Annotated in this window: 21 protein-coding genes; 15 read left to right on the top strand and 6 right to left on the bottom strand. The window is 59.4% G+C overall.

Translation table 11 applies throughout. The features are described from left to right. Window positions 1–40 precede the first annotated feature (40 nt). Window positions 41–673 carry a 2OG-Fe(II) oxygenase gene (locus ACYZTW_RS31740; protein ID WP_462003154.1) on the top strand — a complete coding sequence of 211 codons (633 nt, stop codon included), beginning with the start codon at window positions 41–43 and terminating at the stop codon, window positions 671–673. 2 nt (window positions 674–675) lie between these two features. Then, on the top strand, window positions 676–1,161 hold the full coding sequence (locus tag ACYZTW_RS31735; RefSeq protein ID WP_462003153.1) for a 2-thiouracil desulfurase family protein: 486 nt from the start codon (window positions 676–678) through the stop codon (window positions 1,159–1,161). Window positions 1,162–1,357: 196 nt separating this feature from the next. Here the strand turns inward: ACYZTW_RS31735 and ACYZTW_RS31730 are convergent, their stop codons facing one another. Next, window positions 1,358–1,945 (bottom strand): transporter substrate-binding domain-containing protein, encoded by a 588-nt coding sequence (locus ACYZTW_RS31730; protein ID WP_462003152.1) that lies wholly within the window; start codon window positions 1,943–1,945, stop codon window positions 1,358–1,360. Window positions 1,946–2,079: 134 nt separating this feature from the next. On the opposite strand from ACYZTW_RS31730, the gene ACYZTW_RS31725 reads away from it, so the two are divergent. Beyond that, window positions 2,080–2,505: a DUF4399 domain-containing protein gene (locus ACYZTW_RS31725; protein ID WP_462003151.1), complete on the top strand. Its 426-nt coding sequence runs from the start codon at window positions 2,080–2,082 to the stop codon at window positions 2,503–2,505. 77 nt (window positions 2,506–2,582) lie between these two features. Here ACYZTW_RS31725 and serA read toward each other — a convergent pair whose 3' ends face one another. Beyond that, window positions 2,583–3,812, bottom strand: a complete 1,230-nt coding sequence (gene serA / locus ACYZTW_RS31720) for a phosphoglycerate dehydrogenase (protein WP_462003150.1) — start codon at window positions 3,810–3,812, stop codon at window positions 2,583–2,585. 204 nt (window positions 3,813–4,016) lie between these two features. Here serA and ACYZTW_RS31715 point away from each other — a divergent pair, with 204 nt between their 5' ends. The 4 genes from ACYZTW_RS31715 to ACYZTW_RS31700 all read left to right on the top strand — a co-directional run bounded on the left by ACYZTW_RS31715 (window position 4,017) and on the right by ACYZTW_RS31700 (window position 8,425). Further along, window positions 4,017–5,411: an FAD-binding oxidoreductase gene (locus ACYZTW_RS31715; RefSeq protein WP_462003149.1), complete on the top strand. Its 1,395-nt coding sequence runs from the start codon at window positions 4,017–4,019 to the stop codon at window positions 5,409–5,411. Window positions 5,412–5,447: 36 nt separating this feature from the next. Further along, a complete protein-coding gene (locus ACYZTW_RS31710; protein ID WP_462003148.1) occupies window positions 5,448–6,113 on the top strand; it encodes a fumarylacetoacetate hydrolase family protein in 666 nt (221 codons plus the stop codon). A gap of 258 nt (window positions 6,114–6,371) precedes the next feature. Then, complete coding sequence (locus tag ACYZTW_RS31705; protein WP_462003147.1) at window positions 6,372–7,301, top strand: SdiA-regulated domain-containing protein; 930 nt, start codon at window positions 6,372–6,374, stop codon at window positions 7,299–7,301. Between the two features lie 206 nt (window positions 7,302–7,507). Next, complete coding sequence (locus ACYZTW_RS31700) at window positions 7,508–8,425, top strand: SdiA-regulated domain-containing protein (protein ID WP_462003146.1); 918 nt, start codon at window positions 7,508–7,510, stop codon at window positions 8,423–8,425. 124 nt (window positions 8,426–8,549) lie between these two features. Here the strand turns inward: ACYZTW_RS31700 and rpiA are convergent, their stop codons facing one another. Continuing rightward, complete coding sequence (rpiA, locus tag ACYZTW_RS31695; protein ID WP_462003145.1) at window positions 8,550–9,224, bottom strand: ribose-5-phosphate isomerase RpiA; 675 nt, start codon at window positions 9,222–9,224, stop codon at window positions 8,550–8,552. 306 nt (window positions 9,225–9,530) lie between these two features. Here rpiA and ilvA point away from each other — a divergent pair, with 306 nt between their 5' ends. Beyond that, window positions 9,531–11,045: a threonine ammonia-lyase, biosynthetic gene (ilvA, locus tag ACYZTW_RS31690; protein WP_462003144.1), complete on the top strand. Its 1,515-nt coding sequence runs from the start codon at window positions 9,531–9,533 to the stop codon at window positions 11,043–11,045. 39 nt (window positions 11,046–11,084) lie between these two features. Next, window positions 11,085–11,510 carry a DUF2269 domain-containing protein gene (locus ACYZTW_RS31685; RefSeq protein ID WP_462003143.1) on the top strand — a complete coding sequence of 142 codons (426 nt, stop codon included), beginning with the start codon at window positions 11,085–11,087 and terminating at the stop codon, window positions 11,508–11,510. Window positions 11,511–11,613: 103 nt separating this feature from the next. Here the strand turns inward: ACYZTW_RS31685 and ACYZTW_RS31680 are convergent, their stop codons facing one another. Then, the gene (locus tag ACYZTW_RS31680) at window positions 11,614–12,270 is read right to left on the bottom strand and encodes a histidinol-phosphatase (protein WP_462003142.1); all 657 of its coding nucleotides are present in this window, start codon (window positions 12,268–12,270) and stop codon (window positions 11,614–11,616) included. Window positions 12,271–12,413: 143 nt separating this feature from the next. Here ACYZTW_RS31680 and ACYZTW_RS31675 point away from each other — a divergent pair, with 143 nt between their 5' ends. Next, window positions 12,414–12,893 (top strand): RNA pyrophosphohydrolase, encoded by a 480-nt coding sequence (locus ACYZTW_RS31675; RefSeq protein ID WP_008150514.1) that lies wholly within the window; start codon window positions 12,414–12,416, stop codon window positions 12,891–12,893. Window positions 12,894–12,915: 22 nt separating this feature from the next. After that, window positions 12,916–15,195 carry a phosphoenolpyruvate--protein phosphotransferase gene (ptsP, locus tag ACYZTW_RS31670; protein WP_462003141.1) on the top strand — a complete coding sequence of 760 codons (2,280 nt, stop codon included), beginning with the start codon at window positions 12,916–12,918 and terminating at the stop codon, window positions 15,193–15,195. 210 nt (window positions 15,196–15,405) lie between these two features. Here the strand turns inward: ptsP and ACYZTW_RS31665 are convergent, their stop codons facing one another. Continuing rightward, window positions 15,406–16,152, bottom strand: coding sequence for an NRDE family protein (locus ACYZTW_RS31665; RefSeq protein WP_462003140.1), 747 nt, complete (start codon window positions 16,150–16,152; stop codon window positions 15,406–15,408). Window positions 16,153–16,277: 125 nt separating this feature from the next. On the opposite strand from ACYZTW_RS31665, the gene ACYZTW_RS31660 reads away from it, so the two are divergent. The 3 genes from ACYZTW_RS31660 (at window position 16,278) to ACYZTW_RS31650 (ending at window position 18,968) form a co-directional block, all read left to right on the top strand. Further along, window positions 16,278–17,060, top strand: a complete 783-nt coding sequence (locus tag ACYZTW_RS31660) for a sulfite exporter TauE/SafE family protein (protein ID WP_462003139.1) — start codon at window positions 16,278–16,280, stop codon at window positions 17,058–17,060. Window positions 17,061–17,141: 81 nt separating this feature from the next. Further along, window positions 17,142–17,948 (top strand): prolipoprotein diacylglyceryl transferase, encoded by an 807-nt coding sequence (gene lgt / locus ACYZTW_RS31655; RefSeq protein WP_462003138.1) that lies wholly within the window; start codon window positions 17,142–17,144, stop codon window positions 17,946–17,948. 48 nt (window positions 17,949–17,996) lie between these two features. Beyond that, window positions 17,997–18,968: a thymidylate synthase gene (locus ACYZTW_RS31650; RefSeq protein ID WP_462003137.1), complete on the top strand. Its 972-nt coding sequence runs from the start codon at window positions 17,997–17,999 to the stop codon at window positions 18,966–18,968. A gap of 125 nt (window positions 18,969–19,093) precedes the next feature. Here ACYZTW_RS31650 and cadR read toward each other — a convergent pair whose 3' ends face one another. Beyond that, on the bottom strand, window positions 19,094–19,543 hold the full coding sequence (gene cadR, locus ACYZTW_RS31645; protein ID WP_140675167.1) for a Cd(II)/Pb(II)-responsive transcriptional regulator: 450 nt from the start codon (window positions 19,541–19,543) through the stop codon (window positions 19,094–19,096). An 85-nt stretch (window positions 19,544–19,628) separates the two neighbouring features. Between cadR and ACYZTW_RS31640 the strand changes: the two genes are divergently transcribed. Beyond that, window positions 19,629–21,914, top strand: a complete 2,286-nt coding sequence (locus ACYZTW_RS31640) for a heavy metal translocating P-type ATPase (RefSeq protein WP_462003136.1) — start codon at window positions 19,629–19,631, stop codon at window positions 21,912–21,914. The last annotated feature ends 5 nt before the right edge of the window (window positions 21,915–21,919 follow it).

The raw sequence follows: 21,919 nt of genomic DNA, 5'->3' as shown, positions 1-21,919 counted from the left end.
CGCTGCGCGGCTCTGTCGGATTTTCAGGCACAGGAATACTATGCGCGGCATGCAAATACCCTCTGATCACCCGCTGCTGTTACGTATCGTCGATGACCTGGCTGAACACGGCTGGTCGCAGCAGAACGTTTTCCTTCCTCTGGGTCTGACCCAGGAACTGGCGGCTGAGTGCCGTAAACGTGCTGCCGAGGGTGAATTGGCCCCGGCCGCTGTGGGGCGCGGGTCGACATCCGAGATTCGCGAGGGGATTCGCGGCGACCATATCCAGTGGATCGAGCACGGCCAGGCGTTGGCGTGCGACAGCTATCTGGATTTGATGGACAGCCTGCGCGAGGCGATGAATCGCGGTTTGTTTCTGGGCCTGGACGATTTCGAAAGCCATTTCGCGCTGTACCCGCCCGGTGCGTTCTACCTCAAGCATGTCGATCGTTTCCGCGACGACGACCGGCGCATGGTGTCGGCGGTGGTCTATCTCAATGACGGCTGGTTGCCCAAGCACGGCGGCCAGTTGCGTATGTACCTGGGTGAAGGTGTCGAGCACGATGTAGTGCCTACCGGCGGATGCCTGGTGGTGTTTCTGTCGGGTGAAGTGCCCCACGAAGTCCTGCCCGCGACCCGAGATCGCCTGTCGTTGACCGGCTGGTTCCGGCGGCGTGGCAACGAGCCGTTCTGATCATGCAAAAAATTCTGGTAAGCCGCTGTCTGCTGGGCCACCGGGTACGTTACGACGGCGGGGCCAGTGGGCCTTTCGATCAGCTTCAGCAGTGGCTTGATGAAGGTCGGGTGGTGCCGTTGTGTCCGGAGGTTGCTGGTGGCTTGCCGACGCCACGGGCGGCGGCAGAGATTCCGGGCGGGCAGGGTAGTGAAGTGCTTGATGGCCACGCCTCAGTGATCACCACCGAGGGCGAGGACGTCAGCGCCGAGTTTCTCTCGGGGGCTTATCAGGCGTTGGAGTTGGTGCAAAAGCACGGCATCCGCATTGCCGTACTCAAGGCCAACAGCCCGTCTTGCGGGAATCTGTTGACGTATGACGGGACGTTTAGTGGTGTGAAGGTGAGTGGCGAGGGTGTTACTGCGGCGTTGCTCAAGCGTCACGGTGTGCAGGTTTTCAGTGAGCTCGAGTTGGTTGAAGCTGCGGTGGCTTTGAATAATCTGAACTGATTCAAGAGCCACCCCTCACCCCAGCCCTCTCCCCAATGGGGAGAGGGGGAAAGGGAGCTGATCTTCAAGCTTTTCAAACCTGAGTTCCATTCGACTTTTCAGGTCGATGGATAGCGCCAGACACCTCGGACAGTCCCCTCGCCCCTCTGGGGAGAGGGTTAGGGTGAGGGGCTGGATCTAAAGAGCGACAAACTTCTTAAGGCTTGGGCGCCACACTCGTATCCGCCCCCAGCCACTTCTGCGACAAGGCCTCCAATCGTCCATCCGCCTTGATCCGCTGCAGCGCGTTTTCCAGGCTGGCATGAAACGCCGGGTTACCCTTCTGAAACGGAATCGCCAGGCTAACCGGCGAGCTGTCTTTTGGCTTTTCTTCAGTCAGCGATTGCACCAGCAGCATCGAGCGCGGTTGCTCTTCCTTCTGCGCGATCAATTGCGCGTTGGTGTGAATGTAAGGTTCGCTGAAGTCGAAACGATCCTTGAGGTCCGGGGTCACTGCTATGTGGTTGATGGCGACGTCGTACTTGCCGGTTTCAACGCCTTGCAACAGATCACTGGAATCGGTCACGACGAAGTCGGCCCGTACGTCCAGTTCGTCGGCCAGCAGTTGCCCCAATTCGACTTCGAAGCCCGTAAGTTTGCCGTCCTCCTTGAAATTGAAGGGCGGTGTATTAGCCTCAAGGGCAATACGCAATTCACCACGGTCGTTTACATCGTCAATCATTTCGGCATGAGCCAAAGGGCTCAGAAGGGGTAGCAGGCAGATCAGGCCAGGCAGAAAACGCATGGTCACTCCTTTGAATTCATTATCGCGACGCTCTGTTCAGGCTCGCTTTGCTATGGTTGTCGAGAGCCTTCGACAACGAATGGCCGTGAAGTTGTCATGGTCACGCGGATTTTACGAAAAAACTGGAGAAGAGAATGAAAACGTTTATGTCACGAGCAGCATTCGCTGGCCTGTTGCTGAGTGCTTCGATGCTGGCAACGGCTGCTACCCCGGCCCCCAAGGGTGCAGAAGTGTCCATCGTTTCTCCTGCGGACGGTGCCACGGTTCCGCAAACCTTCATCGTCAAGTTCGCCGTCGAGAACATCGCGTTGGCGCCAGCGGGTAATGTCACCAAAAACACCGGTCATCACCATTTGCTGATCGATGTCGACAAGCTTCCTGCCGCCGGCGCTCCCATTCCGCAAGATGCCAACCACATGCACTTCGGCAAGGCGCAGACCCAGGCTGAAGTTAAACTGACGCCAGGCAAGCACACCTTGCAGCTCGAGCTGGGCGATAGCACTCACCTGCCGTTCGATCCGCCCATCGTGTCGAAGAAGATCACCGTGAATGTGAAGTAACGTTTCCACAGGCATGAAAAAGCAGCCGTAAAAAAGGGAGCTCCGAGGAGCTCCCTTTTTTGTCGCTCAAAACGCGATCAGAACAACACGCGGCAACGAATGGTGCCGTTGATGTGCTGCAGCTTCTCTTGTGCCATTTCCGAGTACTCGGCGTCGACGTCGATCACGACGTAGCCGACTTTCTCGTTGGTCTGCAGGAACTGACCGGAAATGTTGATACCGTTTTCGGCGAAGACCTTGTTGATCTCGCTCATCACACCCGGAATGTTCTCGTGGATGTGCAGCAGACGGTGCTTGCCAGGGTGAGCCGGCAGAGCCACTTCCGGGAAGTTCACCGACGATACCGACGTACCATTGTCGCTGTACTTGACCAGCTTCTCTGCCACTTCCAGACCGATGTTGGCTTGGGCTTCAGCGGTGGAACCGCCGATGTGCGGGGTCAGGATCACGTTGTCCAGGCCACGCAGCGGGCTTTCGAACTCTTCTTCGTTGGAGCGCGGCTCCACCGGGAATACGTCGATGGCCGCACCGATCAGGTGCTTGTCCTTGATCGCGTCCGCCAGGGCTTGCAGTTCGACCACGGTGCCGCGAGCGGCGTTGATCAGAATGCCGCCCTTCTTGATCGCACGGATTTCTTTCTCGCCGATCATCCACTGGGTCGCAGCGGTTTCTGGTACGTGCAGGGTGACGATGTCGGACATGCCCAGCAGCTCGGGCAGGCTGGCAACTTGCGTTGCGTTGCCCAGTGGCAGCTTGGTCACGGTGTCGTAGAAGTACACCTGCATGCCCAGGCCTTCAGCCAGGACCGACAATTGAGTACCGATCGAGCCGTAACCCACGATACCCAGCTTCTTGCCGCGGATTTCGAAGGAGTTGGCCGCGCTCTTGATCCAGCCGCCACGGTGGCAGGAGGCGTTCTTCTCAGGGATGCCGCGCAACAACAGGATCGCTTCGGCCAGCACCAGCTCGGCTACCGAGCGAGTGTTGGAGTACGGTGCGTTGAACACCGCGATGCCGCGTTCGCGAGCCGCGTTGAGGTCGACCTGGTTGGTGCCGATGCAGAAACAGCCGACAGCCACCAGTTTCTTCGCCTGATCGAAGATCTCTTCGGTCAGTTGAGTGCGGGAGCGAATGCCGATGAAGTGAGCATCAGCGATCTTTTCCTTCAGCTGGGCTTCCGGCAGAGAACCTGTGAGGTACTCGATGCTGGTGTAGCCCGCCGACTTGAGGACGTCGACAGCCGATTGGTGGACGCCTTCGAGAAGAAGGAACTTGATCTTGCTCTTATCGAGAGAAGTCTTGCTCATCTGCGTAAACCTGTATCCCGGAGAAAAATGGCAGGAAATGGTCAACAGATGCTGACCCGGACGGCAAGAAAGCCGTCGCCGCAGAACAGCCGTTGGGCACTATCCTGCGGGGTCGTTATGCTAGCATATGCACCCCGCTAAACACTCATTCCTGCGACGTGAAGCGTTCTCAGGATGACCATGAATTGTTCGAGAGTTCTGTCGATGACCAATCCTGCCCTGATTGAAGAGCTGAAGACCCTGGTTGAGCCTGGCAAGGTGCTGACCGATGCCGACTCCCTGAATGCTTACGGTAAGGATTGGACCAAGCATTTTGCCCCGGCCCCGACCGCCATCGTGTTCCCCAAGACCACTGAGCAGGTTCAGGCCATTGTCCGTTGGGCCAATGAGCACAAGGTTGCGCTGGTGCCGTCCGGCGGTCGCACCGGGCTGTCCGCCGCTGCCGTGGCCGCCAATGGCGAAGTCGTTGTGTCCTTCGACTACATGAACCAGATCCTCGACGTGAACATGACCGATCGCACTGCGGTCTGCCAGCCGGGCGTGGTCACCGAGCACCTGCAGAACGTCGCCGAAGAAAAAGGCCTGTACTACCCGGTGGATTTCGCCTCGGCAGGTTCGAGCCAGATTGGCGGCAATATCGGCACCAATGCCGGCGGAATCAAGGTGATTCGCTACGGCATGACCCGTAACTGGGTCGCGGGCATGAAAGTCGTGACCGGCAAGGGCGATCTGTTGGAACTGAACAAAGACCTGATCAAGAACGCCACCGGTTACGACTTGCGTCAGCTGTTTATTGGCGCTGAAGGCACCCTGGGTTTTGTGGTCGAAGCCACCATGCGTCTGGACCGTGCCCCGAAAAACCTCACCGCCATGGTTCTTGGCACTGCCGATTTCGACTCGATCATGCCGGTGTTGCACGCGTTCCAGAGCAAACTCGACCTGACTGCGTTCGAATTCTTCTCCGACAAAGCCCTGGCCAAGGTCATGGCCCGTGGCGATGTCCCGGCGCCATTCGAAACCGATTGCCCGTTCTACGCGCTGCTGGAATTCGAAGCGACCACCGAAGAGGTGGCCAACCACGCCCTGGAAACCTTCGAGCACTGCGTCGAGCAGGGCTGGGTGCTGGACGGCGTGATGAGCCAGAGCGAAACCCAGCTGCAAAACCTTTGGAAGCTGCGCGAATACATCTCCGAGACCATTTCCCACTGGACGCCGTACAAGAACGACATTTCGGTCACTGTGTCGAAAGTCCCGGCCTTCCTGAAGGAAATCGATGCGATCGTCGGCGAACACTACCCGGATTTCGAAATCGTCTGGTTCGGCCACATCGGCGACGGCAACCTGCACTTGAACATCCTCAAGCCGGAAAACCTGAGCAAGGATGAGTTCTTCGCCAAGTGCGCGACCGTCAACAAGTGGGTGTTCGAAACCGTCGAGAAGTACAACGGCTCGATTTCCGCCGAACACGGCGTGGGCATGACCAAGCGGGACTACTTGACCTATAGCCGCTCGCCGGTTGAGATCGAGTACATGAAAGCCGTCAAAGCGGTATTCGACCCGAACGGCATCATGAACCCGGGCAAAATTTTCGCTGTTTGACTTTTGAATTTAAGAGCTACGAAACAGGAGTCGGTAATGAGCTATCAGCACCAGTATGTCGACGGTACGCGTATTCACTTCCCGCTGGGGAAAGTGGTGTGCATCGGCCGTAACTACGCGGAACACGCCAAGGAACTGGACAACCCGGTGCCTACAGAACCGCTGCTGTTCATTAAGCCGGGCAGTTGCGTCGTGCCGCTGGAAGATGGTTTCAGCATTCCGACCGAACGTGGTTCGGTGCATTACGAAGCGGAAATCGCGGTGTTGATCGGTAAACCTTTGTCGACCAAACCGAGCCGTGAAGAAGTGCTCGATGCTATCTCCGGCTTCGCTCCGGCCCTGGACCTGACCCTGCGCGACAAGCAGGCCGAGCTTAAATCCAAGGGCCTGCCGTGGGAAATCGCCAAGTCCTTCGACGGTGCAGCGGTGATTGCGCCGTTCGTGTCCGGCAGCACCTTCGCTGACCTGACCGACATCGGCATCCGCCTGACCATCAACGGCGAAGTGCGCCAGGATGGCAACAGCAGCGCAATGCTCAACCCGATCGTGCCGATGATCCAGCACATGGCCGGATGCTTCTCGCTGCAGGCCGGTGACGTGATCCTGACGGGTACGCCAGTGGGTGTTGGTCCGCTGAATGTCGGTGACGAACTGGTGCTGGAATTGCCAGGCGCCAGCCGCTTCACCAGCAGCGTGCGCTAACCGAAACACCGCAAAACCCTGTGGGAGCGAGCCTGCTCGCGAAGAGGGTGTGTCAGTTAACATCTATGTTGTCTGACACTCCGCTTTCGCGAGCAGGCTCGCTCCCACATTTGGTTTCTGTGATGGGCAATGGAAGGGCAATCCCGCCATTTCCCGTTTTTTTCACATCTTGTCCGGATAATTCCGGGACTTGCGGCGTCTGAGCCGGTCCCAATTGTGCTATTACCCCTAGCCTGAATTTCTGGAACGCATCCCTCGATGGTCACCCAACCACTGCCCAAGCTTAAAACTGCCCGCCGCTCGCGCTTTGTCATACGTTGGTATTTCTGGCTTTTGCTGGTGGCCGCCGCTGCATATGGCCTTGCCTTTGCGATGCATTGGGATGATCGCGGTATGCTCTGGCTGCGTGAACGTTTTGAAAGCCCCGCCGAGCGTCAGGCCAGTATCTGGCTGCCGGACTACCGGGCGGTGATCGACGGCAAATTGCTGCCGGGCATGGAAAAGGACGAGGCCTCGGACCTAGCCTACGACCCACAGACCAAAACCCTGTTCTCGGTCATGGGCAAGAACCCGTTCCTCGTCGAGCTGACCTTGCAAGGCGACGTGCTGCGCAAAATGCCGCTGGTGGGCTGGAGCAACCCGGAAGGCGTGACCGTGATGGGTAATGGCCTGCTGGCCATCGTCGATGAGCGCGAACACATGCTCTCCATCGTCAAGGTCGATGCCGCTACCCGCGAGCTGAACATCGCCAACTTCCCGAAATACGACCTCGGCCCTTCGAAAGACCAGAACAAGGCCTTCGAAGCCGTCGTCTATGACGCGCGCAATCAGCAAATCCTGCTGGGAGAGGAACGCCCGCCGGCGCTGTTCAGCTGGAAAAGCGACGGCAGCCAGATCCTCAAGGGCGACAAGCAAAAGCTCGCCAATGATGAACTGGACATCCGTAACCTCTCGGCGCTGGCCATCGACCCGCGCACGGGCCATACCCTGGTGCTGTCCGCCGATTCCCACCTGTTGCTGGAACTGGACGAGAAGGGCGAGCAGGTCAGCTTCATGACCTTGCTGGGCGGCTTCAATGGTTTGAAGAAGACCATTCCTCGCGCCGAAGGCGTGACGATGGACGAGGCGGGTACGCTGTACATGGTGAGTGAACCAAACCTGTTCTACCGCTTCGAAAAACAACGCTGACCCTGTAGGAGCTGCCGCAGGCTGCGATCTTTTGATCTTCGGCGGATTCACTATCGCTAGCAGATCAAGATCAAAAGATCGCAGCCTGCGGCAGCTCCTACACTGATCGCATCCGCCAGTTGTGGTTCGCGGCCACTGGCCATTAAGCTTGAATTCATACAGGCGTGATATTTCATCCGCCTGTTTTTGTTTCCGAGCCCGCCTGAATGCGTCGACCTGCCCGCCCCAAGCTTCTGCTTTTGATCCTGTCGGTGATTGCCCTGATCACTCTGATTGCGGTCGGCCAATACCAGCGCCTGTTCGAGCGCGCCTGGTTCAACCTGCACACCCTTTGGCAGCCAGTGAACGGGCAGTCCATCTCTTTGGATCAGTACCAGATAGCGGTCGAGGCGCGAGTCATTGATGGGCTGGCCGACGATGTGTCGGCGCTGACCTTCGATCCGGTGCGTAAAAGCCTGTTCACCGTCACCAACAAAAACACCGAGCTGATCGAGCTGTCGCTGGACGGCCAGATTATTCGACGCATTGCGCTGGTCGGGTTTGGCGATCCGGAAGCCGTGGAGTTCATCAGTGCCGACACTTACGTGATCACTGACGAGCATCAGCAGCGGCTGATCAAGATTCATCTGGAGAAAGACACAACGTTCCTCGACGCAGCAGATGCGGAGCAGATGACCCTTGGCGTGCACATGAGTGGCAACAAGGGTTTCGAAGGCCTGGCTTACGACTCGGTGGGCAAACGGTTGTTTGTCGCCAAGGAGCGCGACCCGATGCTGATCTACGAAGTGCAGGGCTTTCCGCATTACAACCCGGAAAAATCCTACGCGGTGCACGTAGTGAACAATCCCAAGCGCGATGCCGGGATGTTCGTGACGGACCTGTCGAGCCTGCAATACGACGAGCGCAGCGGCCATCTGCTGGCGTTGTCGGATGAGTCGCGGCTGATTCTGGAACTGGATGTGGATGGGCGACCGCTGAGTACCCTATCACTGAGCAAGGGGCGTCAGGGGTTGCAGAAGACAGTGCCGCAAGCGGAAGGGATCGCCATGGATGACGACGGCACGATGTACCTGGTGAGCGAGCCGAACCTGTTTTACGTCTTCAAAAAACCAGCACAACCCTAACCAACACCACAAAACAACTGTGGGAGCGAGCCTGCTCGCGAAGAGGCCCTGTCAGCCGATGGAAATGTCGGCTGACAGACCGCCTTCGCGAGCAGGCTCGCTCCCACAGGGTTTTGTGTTTGTCTTACTGGGTGCGCAGGGTTTTCACACCTTCGCTGGTGCCCAGCAGCAGCAAATCCGCCGGACGTGCCGCGAACAAACCGTTGGTGACCACGCCGACGATGGCGTTGATCTGCGTCTCCAGCTCCACCGGGTTGGTGATCTGCATGTTGAACACGTCGAGGATGATGTTGCCGTTGTCGGTCAACACGCCTTCACGGTAAACCGGGTCGCCGCCCAGCTTCACCAGCTCGCGGGCCACGTGGCTGCGGGCCATCGGGATGACTTCGACCGGCAGCGGGAACGCACCGAGCACCGGCACCAGTTTGCTGGCGTCGGCGATGCAGATGAAGGTCTTGGCCACGGCCGCCACAATCTTCTCGCGGGTCAGGGCTGCGCCGCCGCCCTTGATCAGGTTCAGGTGCTCGTCGCTTTCATCGGCACCATCGACATAGAACTCCAGGTCGCTAACGGTATTCAACTCATACACCGGAATGCCGTGGCCCTTGAGGCGGGCAGCGGTGGCTTCGGAACTGGCGACCGCGCCGTCGAAGGCGCCTTTGTGCTGGGCCAGTGCGTCGATGAAACAGTTGGCGGTGGAGCCGGTGCCGACCCCGACGATGCTCTTGTCGTCGAGTTTCGGGAGGATGAAGTCGACGGCGGCCTGAGCCACTGCCTGTTTGAGTTGATCCTGGGTCATGCGGGCTCCGAAGCGGGCAAGGGAAGAACGGAAAGGCCGGCATTATAGCTCCATGCCGGGCTAAAACCTCCTGTGGCGAGGGGATTTATCCCCGTTGGAGTGCGAAGCACTCCCCAGCATTCCTTTGGGCTCTACCGTATTCTCTGGTCTTGCGACGGCTGCGCCGCCGAACGGGGATAAATCCCCTCGCCACAATGTATATCCTCTTCCTGAATCGGGCTAAAACCTCTTGATTCGTGTGGTCGCCCGCCCGAAAGCCGGGTTAGACTCGTTGACCCTGCCCAACCCGCTCAGTGATGCTTTCCGATGCTCGAACAGTACGTCAAAAAGATCCTCACCTCGCGCGTTTATGACGTTGCCGTAGAAACCCCATTGCAGACTGCCCGCCAGCTCTCCGAGCGGCTGGGCAACAGTATTTTGCTCAAGCGCGAAGATTTGCAGCCGGTGTTCTCGTTCAAGATTCGCGGCGCCTACAACAAGCTGACTCAACTGAGCGATGAAGAGCGCGCTCGCGGCGTGGTCACCGCTTCGGCGGGTAATCACGCGCAGGGCCTGGCCCTGGCGGCGAAAGTGTTGGGCGTGAAAGCGACCATCGTGATGCCCAAGACCACCCCGGAAATCAAAGTCGAAGGTGTGCGTTCACGCGGCGGCAAAGTGGTGCTGCACGGGGATTCGTTCCCCGAAGCCCTGGCCTACTCGCTGAAACTGGTCGACGAAAAGGGCTACGTCTACATCCACCCTTACGACGATCCCCATACCATTGCCGGGCAGGGCACGGTGGCGATGGAGATTCTGCGCCAGCACCCTGGCCGTCTCGACGCGATCTTCGTCCCGGTGGGCGGTGGCGGATTGATCGCCGGGATCGCGGCGTACGTGAAGTACCTGCGGCCTGAAATCAAAATCATCGGCGTCGAGCCAGACGATTCCAACTGCCTGCAAGCCGCCATGGCTGCTGGCGAACGCGTGATCCTGCCGACCGTGGGCCTCTTCGCCGACGGCGTCGCTGTGGCGCAGATTGGCCAGCACACCTTCGAGATCTGCAAAGACTATGTCGATGAAGTGATCACCGTCAGCACCGATGAAATCTGTGCGGCGATCAAGGACATCTACGACGATACCCGCTCGATCACTGAACCTGCCGGCGCCTTGGGCGTGGCCGGGATCAAGAAGTACGTCGAGCAACGCGGTGTCACCGGGCACACCTTTGTGGCCATCGACTCTGGCGCCAACGTCAACTTCGACCGTCTGCGCCACGTTGCCGAGCGCGCTGAACTGGGTGAGGGCCGCGAAGCGATTATCGCCGTGACGATTCCCGAGAAGCCGGGCAGCTTCAAGGCGTTCTGCGAAGCCATCGGCAAGCGTCAGATCACCGAATTCAACTACCGCTACAACACCGGCAGCGAGGCGCACATCTTTGTTGGCGTGCAGACGCACCCGGAAAATGATCCGCGCAGTGCGCTGCTTGCCAGCCTGACCGAGCAGGGTTTTCCGGTACTCGATCTGACCGACAACGAGTTGGCCAAATTGCACATCCGTCACATGGTCGGTGGGCGTGCTGTTCATGTGGTCGATGAAGTGGTGCTGCGCTTTGAGTTCCCGGAGCGTCCGGGCGCGCTGTTCAACTTCCTCAACAAGCTCGGCGGGCGCTGGAACATCTCGATGTTCCACTACCGCAACCATGGCGCGGCGGATGGTCGCGTGGTCGCGGGCCTGCAAGTGCCTCACGAGGAACGTCACCTGGTGCCCGCAGCGCTGGAAGAAATCGGCTACCCGTACTGGGACGAAAGCGACAACCCGGCCTATCTGCTGTTTCTCGGCTGAGCGGCTACGCTGATGGGCAAGCCATAAGGAAATCGAACAATGGAAACGTTAACCGCCCTGAAGGTCGCTCATATGGTGGCGACGGTGTTGCTGCTGGTCAGCGCACTGGGTCTGGCGATTTGGGTCTGGCATACGCGCCGTAACGGAGACGCGACGGCTCACGCGCGCACGTTGCAACGGCCGCGCGTATTTATCTGGTTGGTGATGGGGCTGGCGCTGCTGAGCATGCCGTTTACCGGCTGGTGGATGGTGCATCTGGTGGGCTGGCCGTTGGGGCAGACCTGGTTGCTGGCGTCCAGCGTGCTTTACACCGTCGCGGCGTTGGGCTGGTTCTGGTTGTTGGTGCGGCTTAACAAGTTGCGCACTGTTCCGGGAGGCAACGGCAAGTTCACCTTCGCCCTCGCACTGTTCAGTTTTGTTTGTTTTATCGCGATTGCGGGGTTGATGGGCGCCAAACCGGTTTAATGCTTTAGACCGAGTCGACCCAATCGCGAGCAGGCTCGCTCCCACATTGGATTTGTGATCGACGCAAATCCCTGTGGGAGCGAGCCTGCTCGCGATGGCGATGTCAGTCGCGCAACGAAATCACCGGCCAGCCACGTTTCTCAGCCTCGGCGCGCAAGTTATGGTCTGGATCGACAGCGATCGGATGCGTCACCTGTTCCAGCAGCGGAAAATCATTCATCGAGTCGCTGTAGAAATAGCTGTCCTCCAACGAATACCCGGTTTCTTCCAGCCAACGATTCAACCGCGTCACCTTACCTTCCCGGAAGCACGGGACGTCGGTGCTGCGCCCGGTATAGCGGCCATCAACCATCTCGCATTCAGTGGCGATCAGGGTTTCGACGCCCAGACGCTGGGCAATCGGCCCGGTAACAAAACGGTTGGTCGCGGTGATGATCACCAACTTGTCACCCGCCTCGCGGTGCTTGGCCAGCAGTTCAAGACCCTTGGGCAACACAATCGGCTCAATGCAATCGCGCATGTAATCCAGATGCCATTGATCCAGTGTGGCCATTTCAGTGCGGCCGAGCACTTCCAGGCAGAAGTTCAGGTAGGCATCGTTATCTAGCTTGCCGGCCAGGTAATCCTGATAGAACTCATCGTTGCGTGCCTTGTAGGCGACGGCGTCGAGGAAGCCGCGTTCGCACAGGTAATCGCCCCAGGCGTGGTCACTGTCACCGCCCAAGAGCGTGTTGTCCAAGTCGAATAAAGCCAGCCGCATTGCAGTTACTCGCTGAAAAGTCTGTAGAAAGGCGTCCAGAATACGGACTTTTCACAAGAGTGCACATAAGGTAGACCGGCTCGTTGCTGCTATCACAACCTTTGTGGAACAATGCGGCGACATGCGTTTGCGAGGTTGTTGCCGTGATCGACCCCGATGGTTTCCGCCCCAATGTCGGGATCATTCTCACGAATGATGCCGGACAGGTGCTATGGGCTCGCCGTATCAATCAAGATGCCTGGCAGTTTCCACAGGGCGGGATCAACCCCCAGGAGACGCCGGAAGACGCCTTGTACCGCGAGTTGAACGAAGAAGTGGGCCTTGAGCGTGAAGATGTTGAAATTCTCGCCTGCACCCGGGGCTGGTTGCGCTATCGTTTGCCGCAACGTCTGGTCCGCACGCACAGCCAACCGCTGTGCATCGGCCAGAAACAGAAATGGTTTCTCCTGCGCCTGGTCTCCAACGAGCAGCGGGTGCGGATGGATTTGACCGGTAAACCGGAATTCGATGGCTGGCGCTGGGTCAGCTATTGGTATCCGTTGGGCCAGGTGGTGACATTCAAGCGCGAAGTGTATCGACGCGCTCTCAAAGAGCTTGCCCCGCGCCTTTTATCGCGCGACTGACGACGGAGTTCGACCCCGAGCCATGCTCAATACGCTGCGCAAGATCGTCCAGGAAGTTAACTCCGCCAAGGATCTCAAGGCGGCGTTGGGGATTATTGTGTTGCGCGTCAAAGAGGCCATGGGCAGCCAGGTCTGCTCGGTCTACCTGCTTGACCCTGAGACCAACCGCTTCGTGCTGATGGCCACCGAGGGCTTGAACAAGCGCTCGATCGGCAAAGTCAGCATGGCACCCAACGAAGGTCTGGTCGGCCTGGTCGGCACGCGTGAAGAACCCCTGAACCTCGAAAACGCCGCGGATCACCCGCGCTACCGCTACTTCGCCGAGACCGGTGAAGAGCGCTACGCCTCGTTCCTCGGGGCGCCGATCATTCACCACCGCCGCGTCGTCGGCGTGCTGGTCATTCAGCAAAAGGAACGTCGCCAGTTCGATGAAGGTGAAGAAGCCTTCCTCGTGACCATGAGCGCGCAGCTCGCCGGCGTTATCGCCCACGCCGAAGCCACCGGTTCGATCCGTGGCCTGGGCCGTCAGGGCAAGGGCATTCAGGAAGCCAAGTTCATCGGCGTACCGGGTTCGCCGGGTGCGGCCGTCGGTACGGCGGTGGTCATGCTGCCGCCGGCCGATCTGGATGTGGTGCCCGACAAAACCATCACCGACATCGACGCCGAACTCGGGTTGTTCAAGACCGCCATCGAAGGCGTGCGTGCCGACATGCGCGCCTTGTCCGCCAAACTGGCGAACCAGTTGCGCCCGGAAGAGCGCGCGCTGTTCGATGTTTACCTGATGATGCTCGACGATGCGTCGCTGGGCAGCGAAATCACCACCGTGATCAAGACCGGCCAGTGGGCCCAGGGCGCGTTGCGTCAGGTGGTCACCGAACACGTCAACCGTTTCGAATTGATGGACGACGCCTACCTGCGTGAGCGCGCCTCGGACGTTAAAGACCTTGGTCGTCGCTTGCTGGCCTACTTGCAGGAAGAGCGTCAGCAGACCCTGGTTTATCCCGACAACACCATTCTGATCAGCGAAGAACTGACGCCGGCGATGCTTGGCGAGGTGCCGGAAGGCAAGCTGGTCGGTCTGGTGTCGGTACTCGGTTCCGGCAACTCCCACGTGGCGATCCTGGCGCGAGCCATGGGTATCCCGACGGTGATGGGCCTGGTCGATCTGCCGTATTCCAAGGTCGACGGCATCCAGATGATCGTCGACGGCTACCACGGCGAGGTCTACACCAACCCCAGCGAAGTGCTGCGCAAGCAATTCGCCGAAGTGGTCGAGGAAGAGAAGCAACTGGCCCTCGGGCTGGATGCGTTGCGGGACTTGCCGTGCGTGACCCTCGATGGCCACCGCATGCCGTTGTGGGTCAACACCGGTCTGCTGGCGGATGTGGCTCGGGCACAAAAGCGTGGCGCTGAAGGCGTCGGTCTGTATCGCACCGAAGTGCCGTTCATGATCAACCAGCGCTTCCCGAGTGAAAAAGAGCAGCTGGCGATCTATCGCGAGCAACTCGCCGCGTTCCACCCGCAACCCGTGACCATGCGCAGCCTGGACATCGGCGGCGACAAGTCACTGTCGTACTTCCCGATCAAGGAAGACAACCCGTTCCTCGGCTGGCGCGGCATTCGCGTCACGCTCGACCACCCGGAAATATTCCTGGTCCAGACCCGCGCCATGCTCAAGGCCAGCGAAGGCTTGAACAACCTGCGGATTCTGCTGCCGATGATCTCCGGCACCCACGAGCTGGAAGAAGCTTTGCACCTGATTCACCGGGCCTGGGGCGAAGTCCGCGACGAAGGCTGCGACGTGCCTATGCCGCCGATCGGCGTGATGATCGAAATTCCGGCGGCTGTTTATCAGACCAAGGAACTGGCGCGGCAAGTGGACTTCCTGTCGGTCGGCTCCAACGACCTGACCCAGTACCTGCTGGCCGTGGATCGAAACAACCCGCGGGTAGCCGACCTCTACGACTACCTGCACCCAGCGGTGCTGCAAGCCCTTCAGAGCGTGGTGCGTGACGCTCATGCCGAAGGCAAGCCAGTGAGCATCTGCGGTGAGATGGCCGGCGATCCGGCGGCGGCGGTGCTGTTGATGGCGATGGGCTTCGACAGCCTGTCGATGAACGCCACCAACCTGCCCAAAGTGAAGTGGATGCTGCGTCAGATCAACCTGAGCAAGGCCAAGGAATTGCTCGCCGAACTGATGACCATCGACAACCCGCAAGTTATCCACAGCTCGCTGCAACTGGCGCTGAAGAACCTTGGGTTGGCGCGGATGATTAATCCGGCTTCGGCTAAAACCCTCTAGATCTGCGGTGGATTCAGAAGCCACCCCTCACCCCAACCCTCTCCCCAGAGGGGAGAGGGGGGAAAGGGAGCTGATCTTCATGCTTTTCAAAGCCTGAGTTCGACTCGATATTTCAGGTCGATGGATAGCGCAAGACACCTCGATCAGTTCCCTCTACCCCTTGGGGAGAGGGTTAGGGTGAGGGGTGGCCCCAACTGACACCCCACAAAACTAAACCCGCACCTCAACCTCCCCCAAATGCCCCCCATACGGCCCAAAACTCCGTTCAACCATCCACCGCGTCCCATCCGCCTGAACAATCAACGCCGTACTCGCCCGCGTCCCATAAGTCGGGCTGGCAATAAACACACTGGACAACAACGTCTCGGTAGCCAACCCGACTCCGGTATCCGGCAGTTCGGCAAACGGCGCCGTCTGCGGATCATTCAGCAACGCCAATAAAGCCTGGGGTTGCGGATCGTCCAGCACTTCCTCCAGCGCTGCCCGCGCCTTGAGCAGTTTCGGCCATGGCGTATCCAGCCCGGCGTTCGACAACCCATAAACACCAGGCTGCAACATCACCGCCTCAGTCTCCCGAGCATTGAAGTGCCACAGTTCGTTGGCATTGCCGACCAGCAGGTTAAATCCGGCATATTCCAGCGAACGTCCGATAACGTCCGCCAAGTAGTCATCTATCGACATTTCACCGATCAGAAATCGCGCCACCAGTTCACCTCGCGACTTGCGTGCGGGCGGCTGGTGCGGATCGCGGATATTGGTCAGCGCGGCGAAGCGTCCATGGGCGCCAACCCCGAGCCAGGTGCCTCTGGCCTCCAGGTCGCGACCGGCATGCACGTGCGGTGCTTCGGGCCATTGCGCCAGCGGCAGGCTGGGCCGGGCATAGAATTCGTCGCGGTTGGCCGCCACGATCAGCGGCTGGGCGTGACCCGGTCGCCAAGCGAAAACAATCAGGCACATAAGGTAGTCCTTGTGTGTTTTCTGCCCACTCTACTCAGTCGTCGCCTGTCGATCCATCACCATCCACAGTGGAGCCTTGGGCCCTGCATCCGTTACCATGCCGCCACTTATTTGGGGATGCGGCCATGGAATTTCTGCTCTATCTGGCGCTGGGCGCCTGTGCAGGCGTGCTGGCCGGGCTGTTCGGGGTCGGCGGCGGGATCATTATCGTTCCGGTGCTGGTCTACAGTTTCAAGCTGCAAGGGTTCGATCCGTCGATCCTCACGCACCTGGCGGTCGGCACTTCCCTGGCGACGATTATCTTCACCTCGTTCAATGCGATTCGCGAACATCACCGTCGCGGTGCCGTGCGTTGGCCGATTTTTGCGTGGATGACCCTCGGTATTCTCATCGGCGCCGGTTTCGGGGCGCTGACGGCGGAGGCGATTTCCGGGCCCAACCTGCAGAAAATCATTGGCGTCTTCGCGTTGGTCATCGCCGCGCAACTGGCACTGGATTTCAAACCCAAGGCCAGTCGAACGGTGCCAGGTAAAGTCGGCTTGACCGTGGCCGGTAGTGTGATTGGCTGGGCCTCGGCAATTTTCGGGATTGGCGGCGGCTCGCTGACAGTGCCGTTCCTGACCTGGCGCAGCGTGCCGATGCAGCAAGCGGTGGCGACTTCATCCGCCTGCGGTCTGCCGATTGCCTTGTCCAGTGCATTATTTTTCATGATTCTGGGCTGGCACGATCCATTGCTGCCGGCCCATAGTCTCGGTTTTGTTTATTTGCCGGCGCTGCTGGGGATCGCCCTGACCAGCATGTTCTTCGCCCGTCTCGGCGCACGACTGGCCCACAGCCTGTCGCCGAAGTTGCTGAAAAGACTGTTCGCCGCTTTGTTGTTCTGCGTGGGCCTGAATTTCCTGCTCTGACGCAGCGCAATCCTGACTTAATCCTGGCGTGACAGCGTCGCCCGGGAATTTTGAAAGTTTCAACTCTAACGAGGAGTCGCAATGCTGCCTTACCCGCAGATCGACCCGGTGGCATTGGCCATCGGTCCGCTGAAAATCCACTGGTACGGCTTGATGTACCTGATCGGCATCGGTGGCGCCTGGCTGCTGGCGTCGCGCCGGTTGAACCGCTTCGACCCGACCTGGAGTAAAGAGAAACTCTCCGACATGGTGTTCTGGATGTCGATGGGGGTCATTGTCGGCGGCCGGTTGGGCTATGTGCTGTTCTACGATCTGAGTGCTTATCTCGCCAACCCGATGTTGATCTTTGAAGTGTGGAAGGGCGGCATGTCGTTCCACGGCGGGTTCATCGGCGTGATGTTGGCCGCGTTGTGGTTCGGTAAAAAGAACGACAAGTCGTTCTTCCAGCTGATGGACTTCGTCGCGCCGATGGTGCCGATCGGTCTGGGCGCCGGACGTATTGGCAACTTCATCAACGCCGAATTGTGGGGCAAGGCAACCGATGTGCCGTGGGCGATGGTCTTCCCGACCGATCCGGCGCAACTGGCGCGTCACCCGTCGCAGCTGTACCAGTTCGCGCTCGAAGGCGTGGCGCTGTTCGCCATTCTCTGGTTGTTCTCGCGCAAGCCGCGGCCGACCATGGCAGTGTCCGGGATGTTCGCGTTGTTCTATGGCATCTTCCGTTTCATCGTCGAATTCGTCCGGGTGCCGGACGCGCAACTGGGCTATCTGGCCTGGAACTGGCTGACCATGGGTCAGGTGCTTTGCGTACCGATGATCGTCGGCGGTCTGTTCCTGATCTGGCTGGCGTATCACCGTGCACCGGCGGCTCCAGCGGCGGCCGTATAAATTCGAACCCCGGGGCTTTGGTCCCGGGTTCAAGGACACAGGTAACTCATGAAGCAATATCTCGAACTGGTCGCCCACGTCATCAAGAACGGCACCAAACAGGCCAACCGCACTGGCGTGAACACCATCAGCTTCCCTGGCGCGATGTTGCGTTATGACCTGAAGGAAGGTTTCCCGGCGATCACCACCCGCAAGATGGCCTTCAAATCGGCCATCGGCGAGATGTGTGGTTTTCTGCGCGGGGTGAACAACGCCGCCGAATTCCGTGCGCTGGGCTGCAAGGTCTGGGATCAGAACGCCAACGAAAACGCCCAGTGGCTGGCCAACCCGTTTCGTCAGGGCGAGGACGACCTCGGCGAGATCTATGGCGTGCAATGGCGCAAATGGCCGGCGTACAAGCAGATTCCGGTCAGCAATCAGGCCGCCATCGAACAGACCCTGAGTCAGGGCTACCGCCAAATCGCCGAAGGCGAAGAAGACGGTCAAGCCTACGTGGTGCTGTACAAGGCGATCGACCAGATCCGCCAGTGCGTCGACACCATCATCAAAGACCCGGGCAGCCGCCGCATCCTGTTCCACGGCTGGAACGTCGCCCAGCTCGACGAAATGGCACTGCCGCCGTGCCATCTGCTGTACCAGTTCCACCCGAATGTCGAGACGAAGGAAATCTCCCTGACCCTCTACATCCGTTCGAACGACCTGGGCCTGGGCACGCCGTTCAACCTCACCGAAGGCGCCGCGCTGCTGAGCCTGATCGGTCGCCTGACCGGCTACACGCCGCGCTGGTTCACCTATTTCATCGGTGATGCGCACGTCTACGAAAACCATTTGGACATGCTGAATGAACAGCTCACGCGCGAGCCGTTCCCGATGCCGAAACTGGTGATTAGTGACCGTGTGCCGGAGTTTGCCAAGACGGGTGTGTATCAGCCGGAGTGGCTGGAGTTGATCGAGCCGAGCGATTTCTCGCTTGAGGGTTACGAACACCACGCGCCAATGACCGCGCCGATGGCGGTTTAAGCCTTAGCGCACAACCCTGTGGGAGCGAGCCTGCTCGCGAAAGCGGTGGGTCAGTCGACATCAATGTTGAGTGACTAGCCGCATTCGCGAGCAGGCTCGCTCCCACATTTGGTTTTGTGGTGTTTTCAGTGGCCGTGGCTTCGGCCGACATGGGAATGCTCAACCTCCGTTGCCACAACCCCGCCACTGACCTCTAACCGCTGCAAAATCCCGCACTGATCAATATCCGGCCCTTCGCTGCAACGTTGGCGCAGGTCGAGCAGTTGTGCCTGCAACGCCATCAACCCATCGATCCGCGCTTTGACGTGATGAATGTGTTCGTCAATCAGCGCATTCACGCTTTCGCACTGATCCTGTGGACTGTCGCGCAGGGCCAGCAGGCTGCGGATTTCCTCAAGCGTCATGTCGAGGGTTCGGCAATTGCGGATGAAGGTCAGGCGTTCGGCGTGGGCCTGGGTGTAGACGCGGTAGTTGCCGTCGCTGCGGGCCGGCTCCGGCAGCAGGTTTTCGCGCTCGTAGTAACGAATGGTTTCTACGGCGCAGTCGGTGAGTTTTGCCAGTTCTCCGATCTTCATGACGGCAATCTCCAAGTGGGTGCTTGACCCTATAGTGGCTACAGGGTCTTTACTTGGCAACAGGCACCTTTCTGGACGCGACCCAATGAGCGATTCCCTTCACACGCACAAACCCGAGGCTGATCACGATCACGATCACGATCACGATCACGATCACAGCCACAAGCTGCAGCCTGTACAGAAACATGAGCATGGCAGTCACGGGGATTCCTGCTGTTCGTCCAAAGTGGCGGCACCGTCGCTGATCAAACTCAGCGAAACGCCGACTGCCGGTGCGCGACTGAGCAGTTTCCGCATCGACGCCATGGATTGCCCGACCGAGCAAACGCTGATCGAGAACAAACTCGGCAAACTCGTGGGCGTGCAGCAACTGGAATTCAACCTGATCAACCGCGTGCTGGGCGTCACCCACGACTTGCCGAGCACCGCGCCGATCATCGACGCGATCAAGTCCCTCGGCATGCAGGCCGAGCCCCTGGAGCAGGGCGTCGAAGCGCCCGCTCCGGCGCCTGAAAAAAAGCCGTGGTGGCCATTGGCGCTGTCTGGCGTTGGTGCGCTGGCCGCCGAAGTGATCCACTTCACCAACGCTGCGCCGAACTGGGTTGTAGCGGTCATTGCGCTGATTTCGATCCTCAGCGGCGGCCTCGGCACTTATAAAAAGGGCTGGATTGCCCTGAAAAACCTCAACCTGAACATCAACGCGCTGATGAGCATCGCGGTGACCGGTGCAATTTTGATTGGCCAGTGGCCGGAAGCGGCGATGGTGATGTTCCTGTTCACCGTGGCCGAGTTGATCGAAGCCAAGTCACTGGACCGGGCGCGCAACGCCATCGGCGGCCTGATGCAGATGACCCCCGAACAAGCCACGGTGCAGCAGGCCGACGGCAGTTGGATTGAGCGGGACGTCAAAACCATCGAGCTGGGCGCGCGGGTACGGGTGCGTCCCGGTGAACGGATTGGTCTGGACGGTGAAGTGGTGGCGGGCAGTTCAACCATCGATCAGGCGCCGATCACCGGTGAAAGCCTGCCGGTTGAGAAAACGCTCGGCGACAAAGTGTTCGCCGGCACCATCAATCAGGCCGGTTCCCTGGAATACTCGGTAACCGCAGCGGCCAACAACTCGACCCTGTCGCGGATCATCCACGCCGTGGAGCAGGCACAGGGCGCGCGGGCGCCGACCCAGCGTTTCGTCGACAGCTTCTCGAAAATCTATACGCCAGCGGTGTTTATCCTGGCGCTCGCCGTTGCAGTGATTCCGCCGCTGTTCATGGGCGCCGTATGGTTTGACTGGATCTACCGGGCGCTGGTGTTGCTGGTGGTCGCTTGCCCATGCGCTTTGGTGATTTCCACCCCGGTGACCATCGTCAGCGGCCTCGCAGCGGCGGCGCGCAAAGGGATTCTGGTGAAGGGCGGCGTCTATCTGGAAGGCGGTTACAAGCTCGACTATCTGGCCTTGGACAAGACCGGCACGATCACACACGGCAAACCGGTGCAGACGGATTACTTGTCTCTTGATCCAACTGCCGACGAATCGGCCCCAGGCATTGCGGCGGCGCTTGCCGGTCGCTCCGATCACCCAGTGTCCTTGGCCATTGCCAACGCGGCTGTGGATAAACAACTCGCACCACTGACTGTGGATAACTTCGAAGCGCTGGCCGGTCGCGGTGTACGCGGCGAAATTAACGGTCAGGTTTACCACTTGGGTAACCACCGCTTAGTGGAAGAACTGAACCTGTGCTCGCCTGCGCTGGAGGAAAAGCTGTTTGCCCTGGAGAAACAGGGCAAGTCCGTGGTGCTGCTGCTCGACAAATCCGGCCCGCTGGCACTGTTCGCCGTGGCGGATACGGTGAAAGAGTCCAGCCGCGAGGCGATCCTGCAATTGCACGACCTGGGCATCAAAACCCTGATGCTGACCGGCGACAACGTCCACACGGCACAGGCGATTGCCGCGCAAGTCGGCATCGACGAGGCCAAGGGCGATCTGCTGCCGACCGACAAGCTGCAAGCCATCGACGCCCTTTATGCACAGGGCCATATCGTCGGCATGGTCGGCGATGGCATCAACGATGCTCCGGCGCTGGCGCGAGCCGAAATTGGTTTTGCCATGGCGGCGGCCGGCACGGACACCGCCATCGAAACCGCCGATGTCGCCTTGATGGACGACGATCTACGCAAGATCCCAACCTTCATCCGGCTGTCACGGCAAACCTCAAGCATCCTCAAACAGAACATCGCCCTGGCATTGGTCATCAAAGCGATCTTTCTTGGGGTAACCTTCGCCGGGATCGCCACCATGTGGATGGCGGTGTTCGCCGACATGGGCGTGAGCCTGTTGGTGGTGTTCAACGGTTTGCGCCTGTTGCGCAAATAGACGAT

The sequence above is a fragment of the Pseudomonas sp. LB3P25 genome (assembly GCF_054897985.1).
The sequence above is the reverse complement of the archived record's forward strand: the minus strand, read 5'-3'. Positions and strand labels throughout refer to the sequence as shown.

Bases quoted from the DNA above. Each gene is read 5' to 3' on its own strand.
- ACYZTW_RS31740 (WP_462003154.1), top strand. From the start codon at position 41: ATGCGCGGCATGCAAATACCCTCTGATCACCCGCTGCTGTTACGTATC.
- ACYZTW_RS31735 (WP_462003153.1), top strand. From the start codon at position 676: ATGCAAAAAATTCTGGTAAGCCGCTGTCTGCTGGGCCACCGGGTACGT.
- ACYZTW_RS31730 (WP_462003152.1), bottom strand. From the start codon at position 1,945: ATGCGTTTTCTGCCTGGCCTGATCTGCCTGCTACCCCTTCTGAGCCCT.
- ACYZTW_RS31725 (WP_462003151.1), top strand. From the start codon at position 2,080: ATGAAAACGTTTATGTCACGAGCAGCATTCGCTGGCCTGTTGCTGAGT.
- serA (WP_462003150.1), bottom strand. From the start codon at position 3,812: ATGAGCAAGACTTCTCTCGATAAGAGCAAGATCAAGTTCCTTCTTCTC.
- ACYZTW_RS31715 (WP_462003149.1), top strand. From the start codon at position 4,017: ATGACCAATCCTGCCCTGATTGAAGAGCTGAAGACCCTGGTTGAGCCT.
- ACYZTW_RS31710 (WP_462003148.1), top strand. From the start codon at position 5,448: ATGAGCTATCAGCACCAGTATGTCGACGGTACGCGTATTCACTTCCCG.
- ACYZTW_RS31705 (WP_462003147.1), top strand. From the start codon at position 6,372: ATGGTCACCCAACCACTGCCCAAGCTTAAAACTGCCCGCCGCTCGCGC.
- ACYZTW_RS31700 (WP_462003146.1), top strand. From the start codon at position 7,508: ATGCGTCGACCTGCCCGCCCCAAGCTTCTGCTTTTGATCCTGTCGGTG.
- rpiA (WP_462003145.1), bottom strand. From the start codon at position 9,224: ATGACCCAGGATCAACTCAAACAGGCAGTGGCTCAGGCCGCCGTCGAC.
- ilvA (WP_462003144.1), top strand. From the start codon at position 9,531: ATGCTCGAACAGTACGTCAAAAAGATCCTCACCTCGCGCGTTTATGAC.
- ACYZTW_RS31685 (WP_462003143.1), top strand. From the start codon at position 11,085: ATGGAAACGTTAACCGCCCTGAAGGTCGCTCATATGGTGGCGACGGTG.
- ACYZTW_RS31680 (WP_462003142.1), bottom strand. From the start codon at position 12,270: ATGCGGCTGGCTTTATTCGACTTGGACAACACGCTCTTGGGCGGTGAC.
- ptsP (WP_462003141.1), top strand. From the start codon at position 12,916: ATGCTCAATACGCTGCGCAAGATCGTCCAGGAAGTTAACTCCGCCAAG.
- ACYZTW_RS31665 (WP_462003140.1), bottom strand. From the start codon at position 16,152: ATGTGCCTGATTGTTTTCGCTTGGCGACCGGGTCACGCCCAGCCGCTG.
- ACYZTW_RS31660 (WP_462003139.1), top strand. From the start codon at position 16,278: ATGGAATTTCTGCTCTATCTGGCGCTGGGCGCCTGTGCAGGCGTGCTG.
- lgt (WP_462003138.1), top strand. From the start codon at position 17,142: ATGCTGCCTTACCCGCAGATCGACCCGGTGGCATTGGCCATCGGTCCG.
- ACYZTW_RS31650 (WP_462003137.1), top strand. From the start codon at position 17,997: ATGAAGCAATATCTCGAACTGGTCGCCCACGTCATCAAGAACGGCACC.
- cadR (WP_140675167.1), bottom strand. From the start codon at position 19,543: ATGAAGATCGGAGAACTGGCAAAACTCACCGACTGCGCCGTAGAAACC.
- ACYZTW_RS31640 (WP_462003136.1), top strand. From the start codon at position 19,629: ATGAGCGATTCCCTTCACACGCACAAACCCGAGGCTGATCACGATCAC.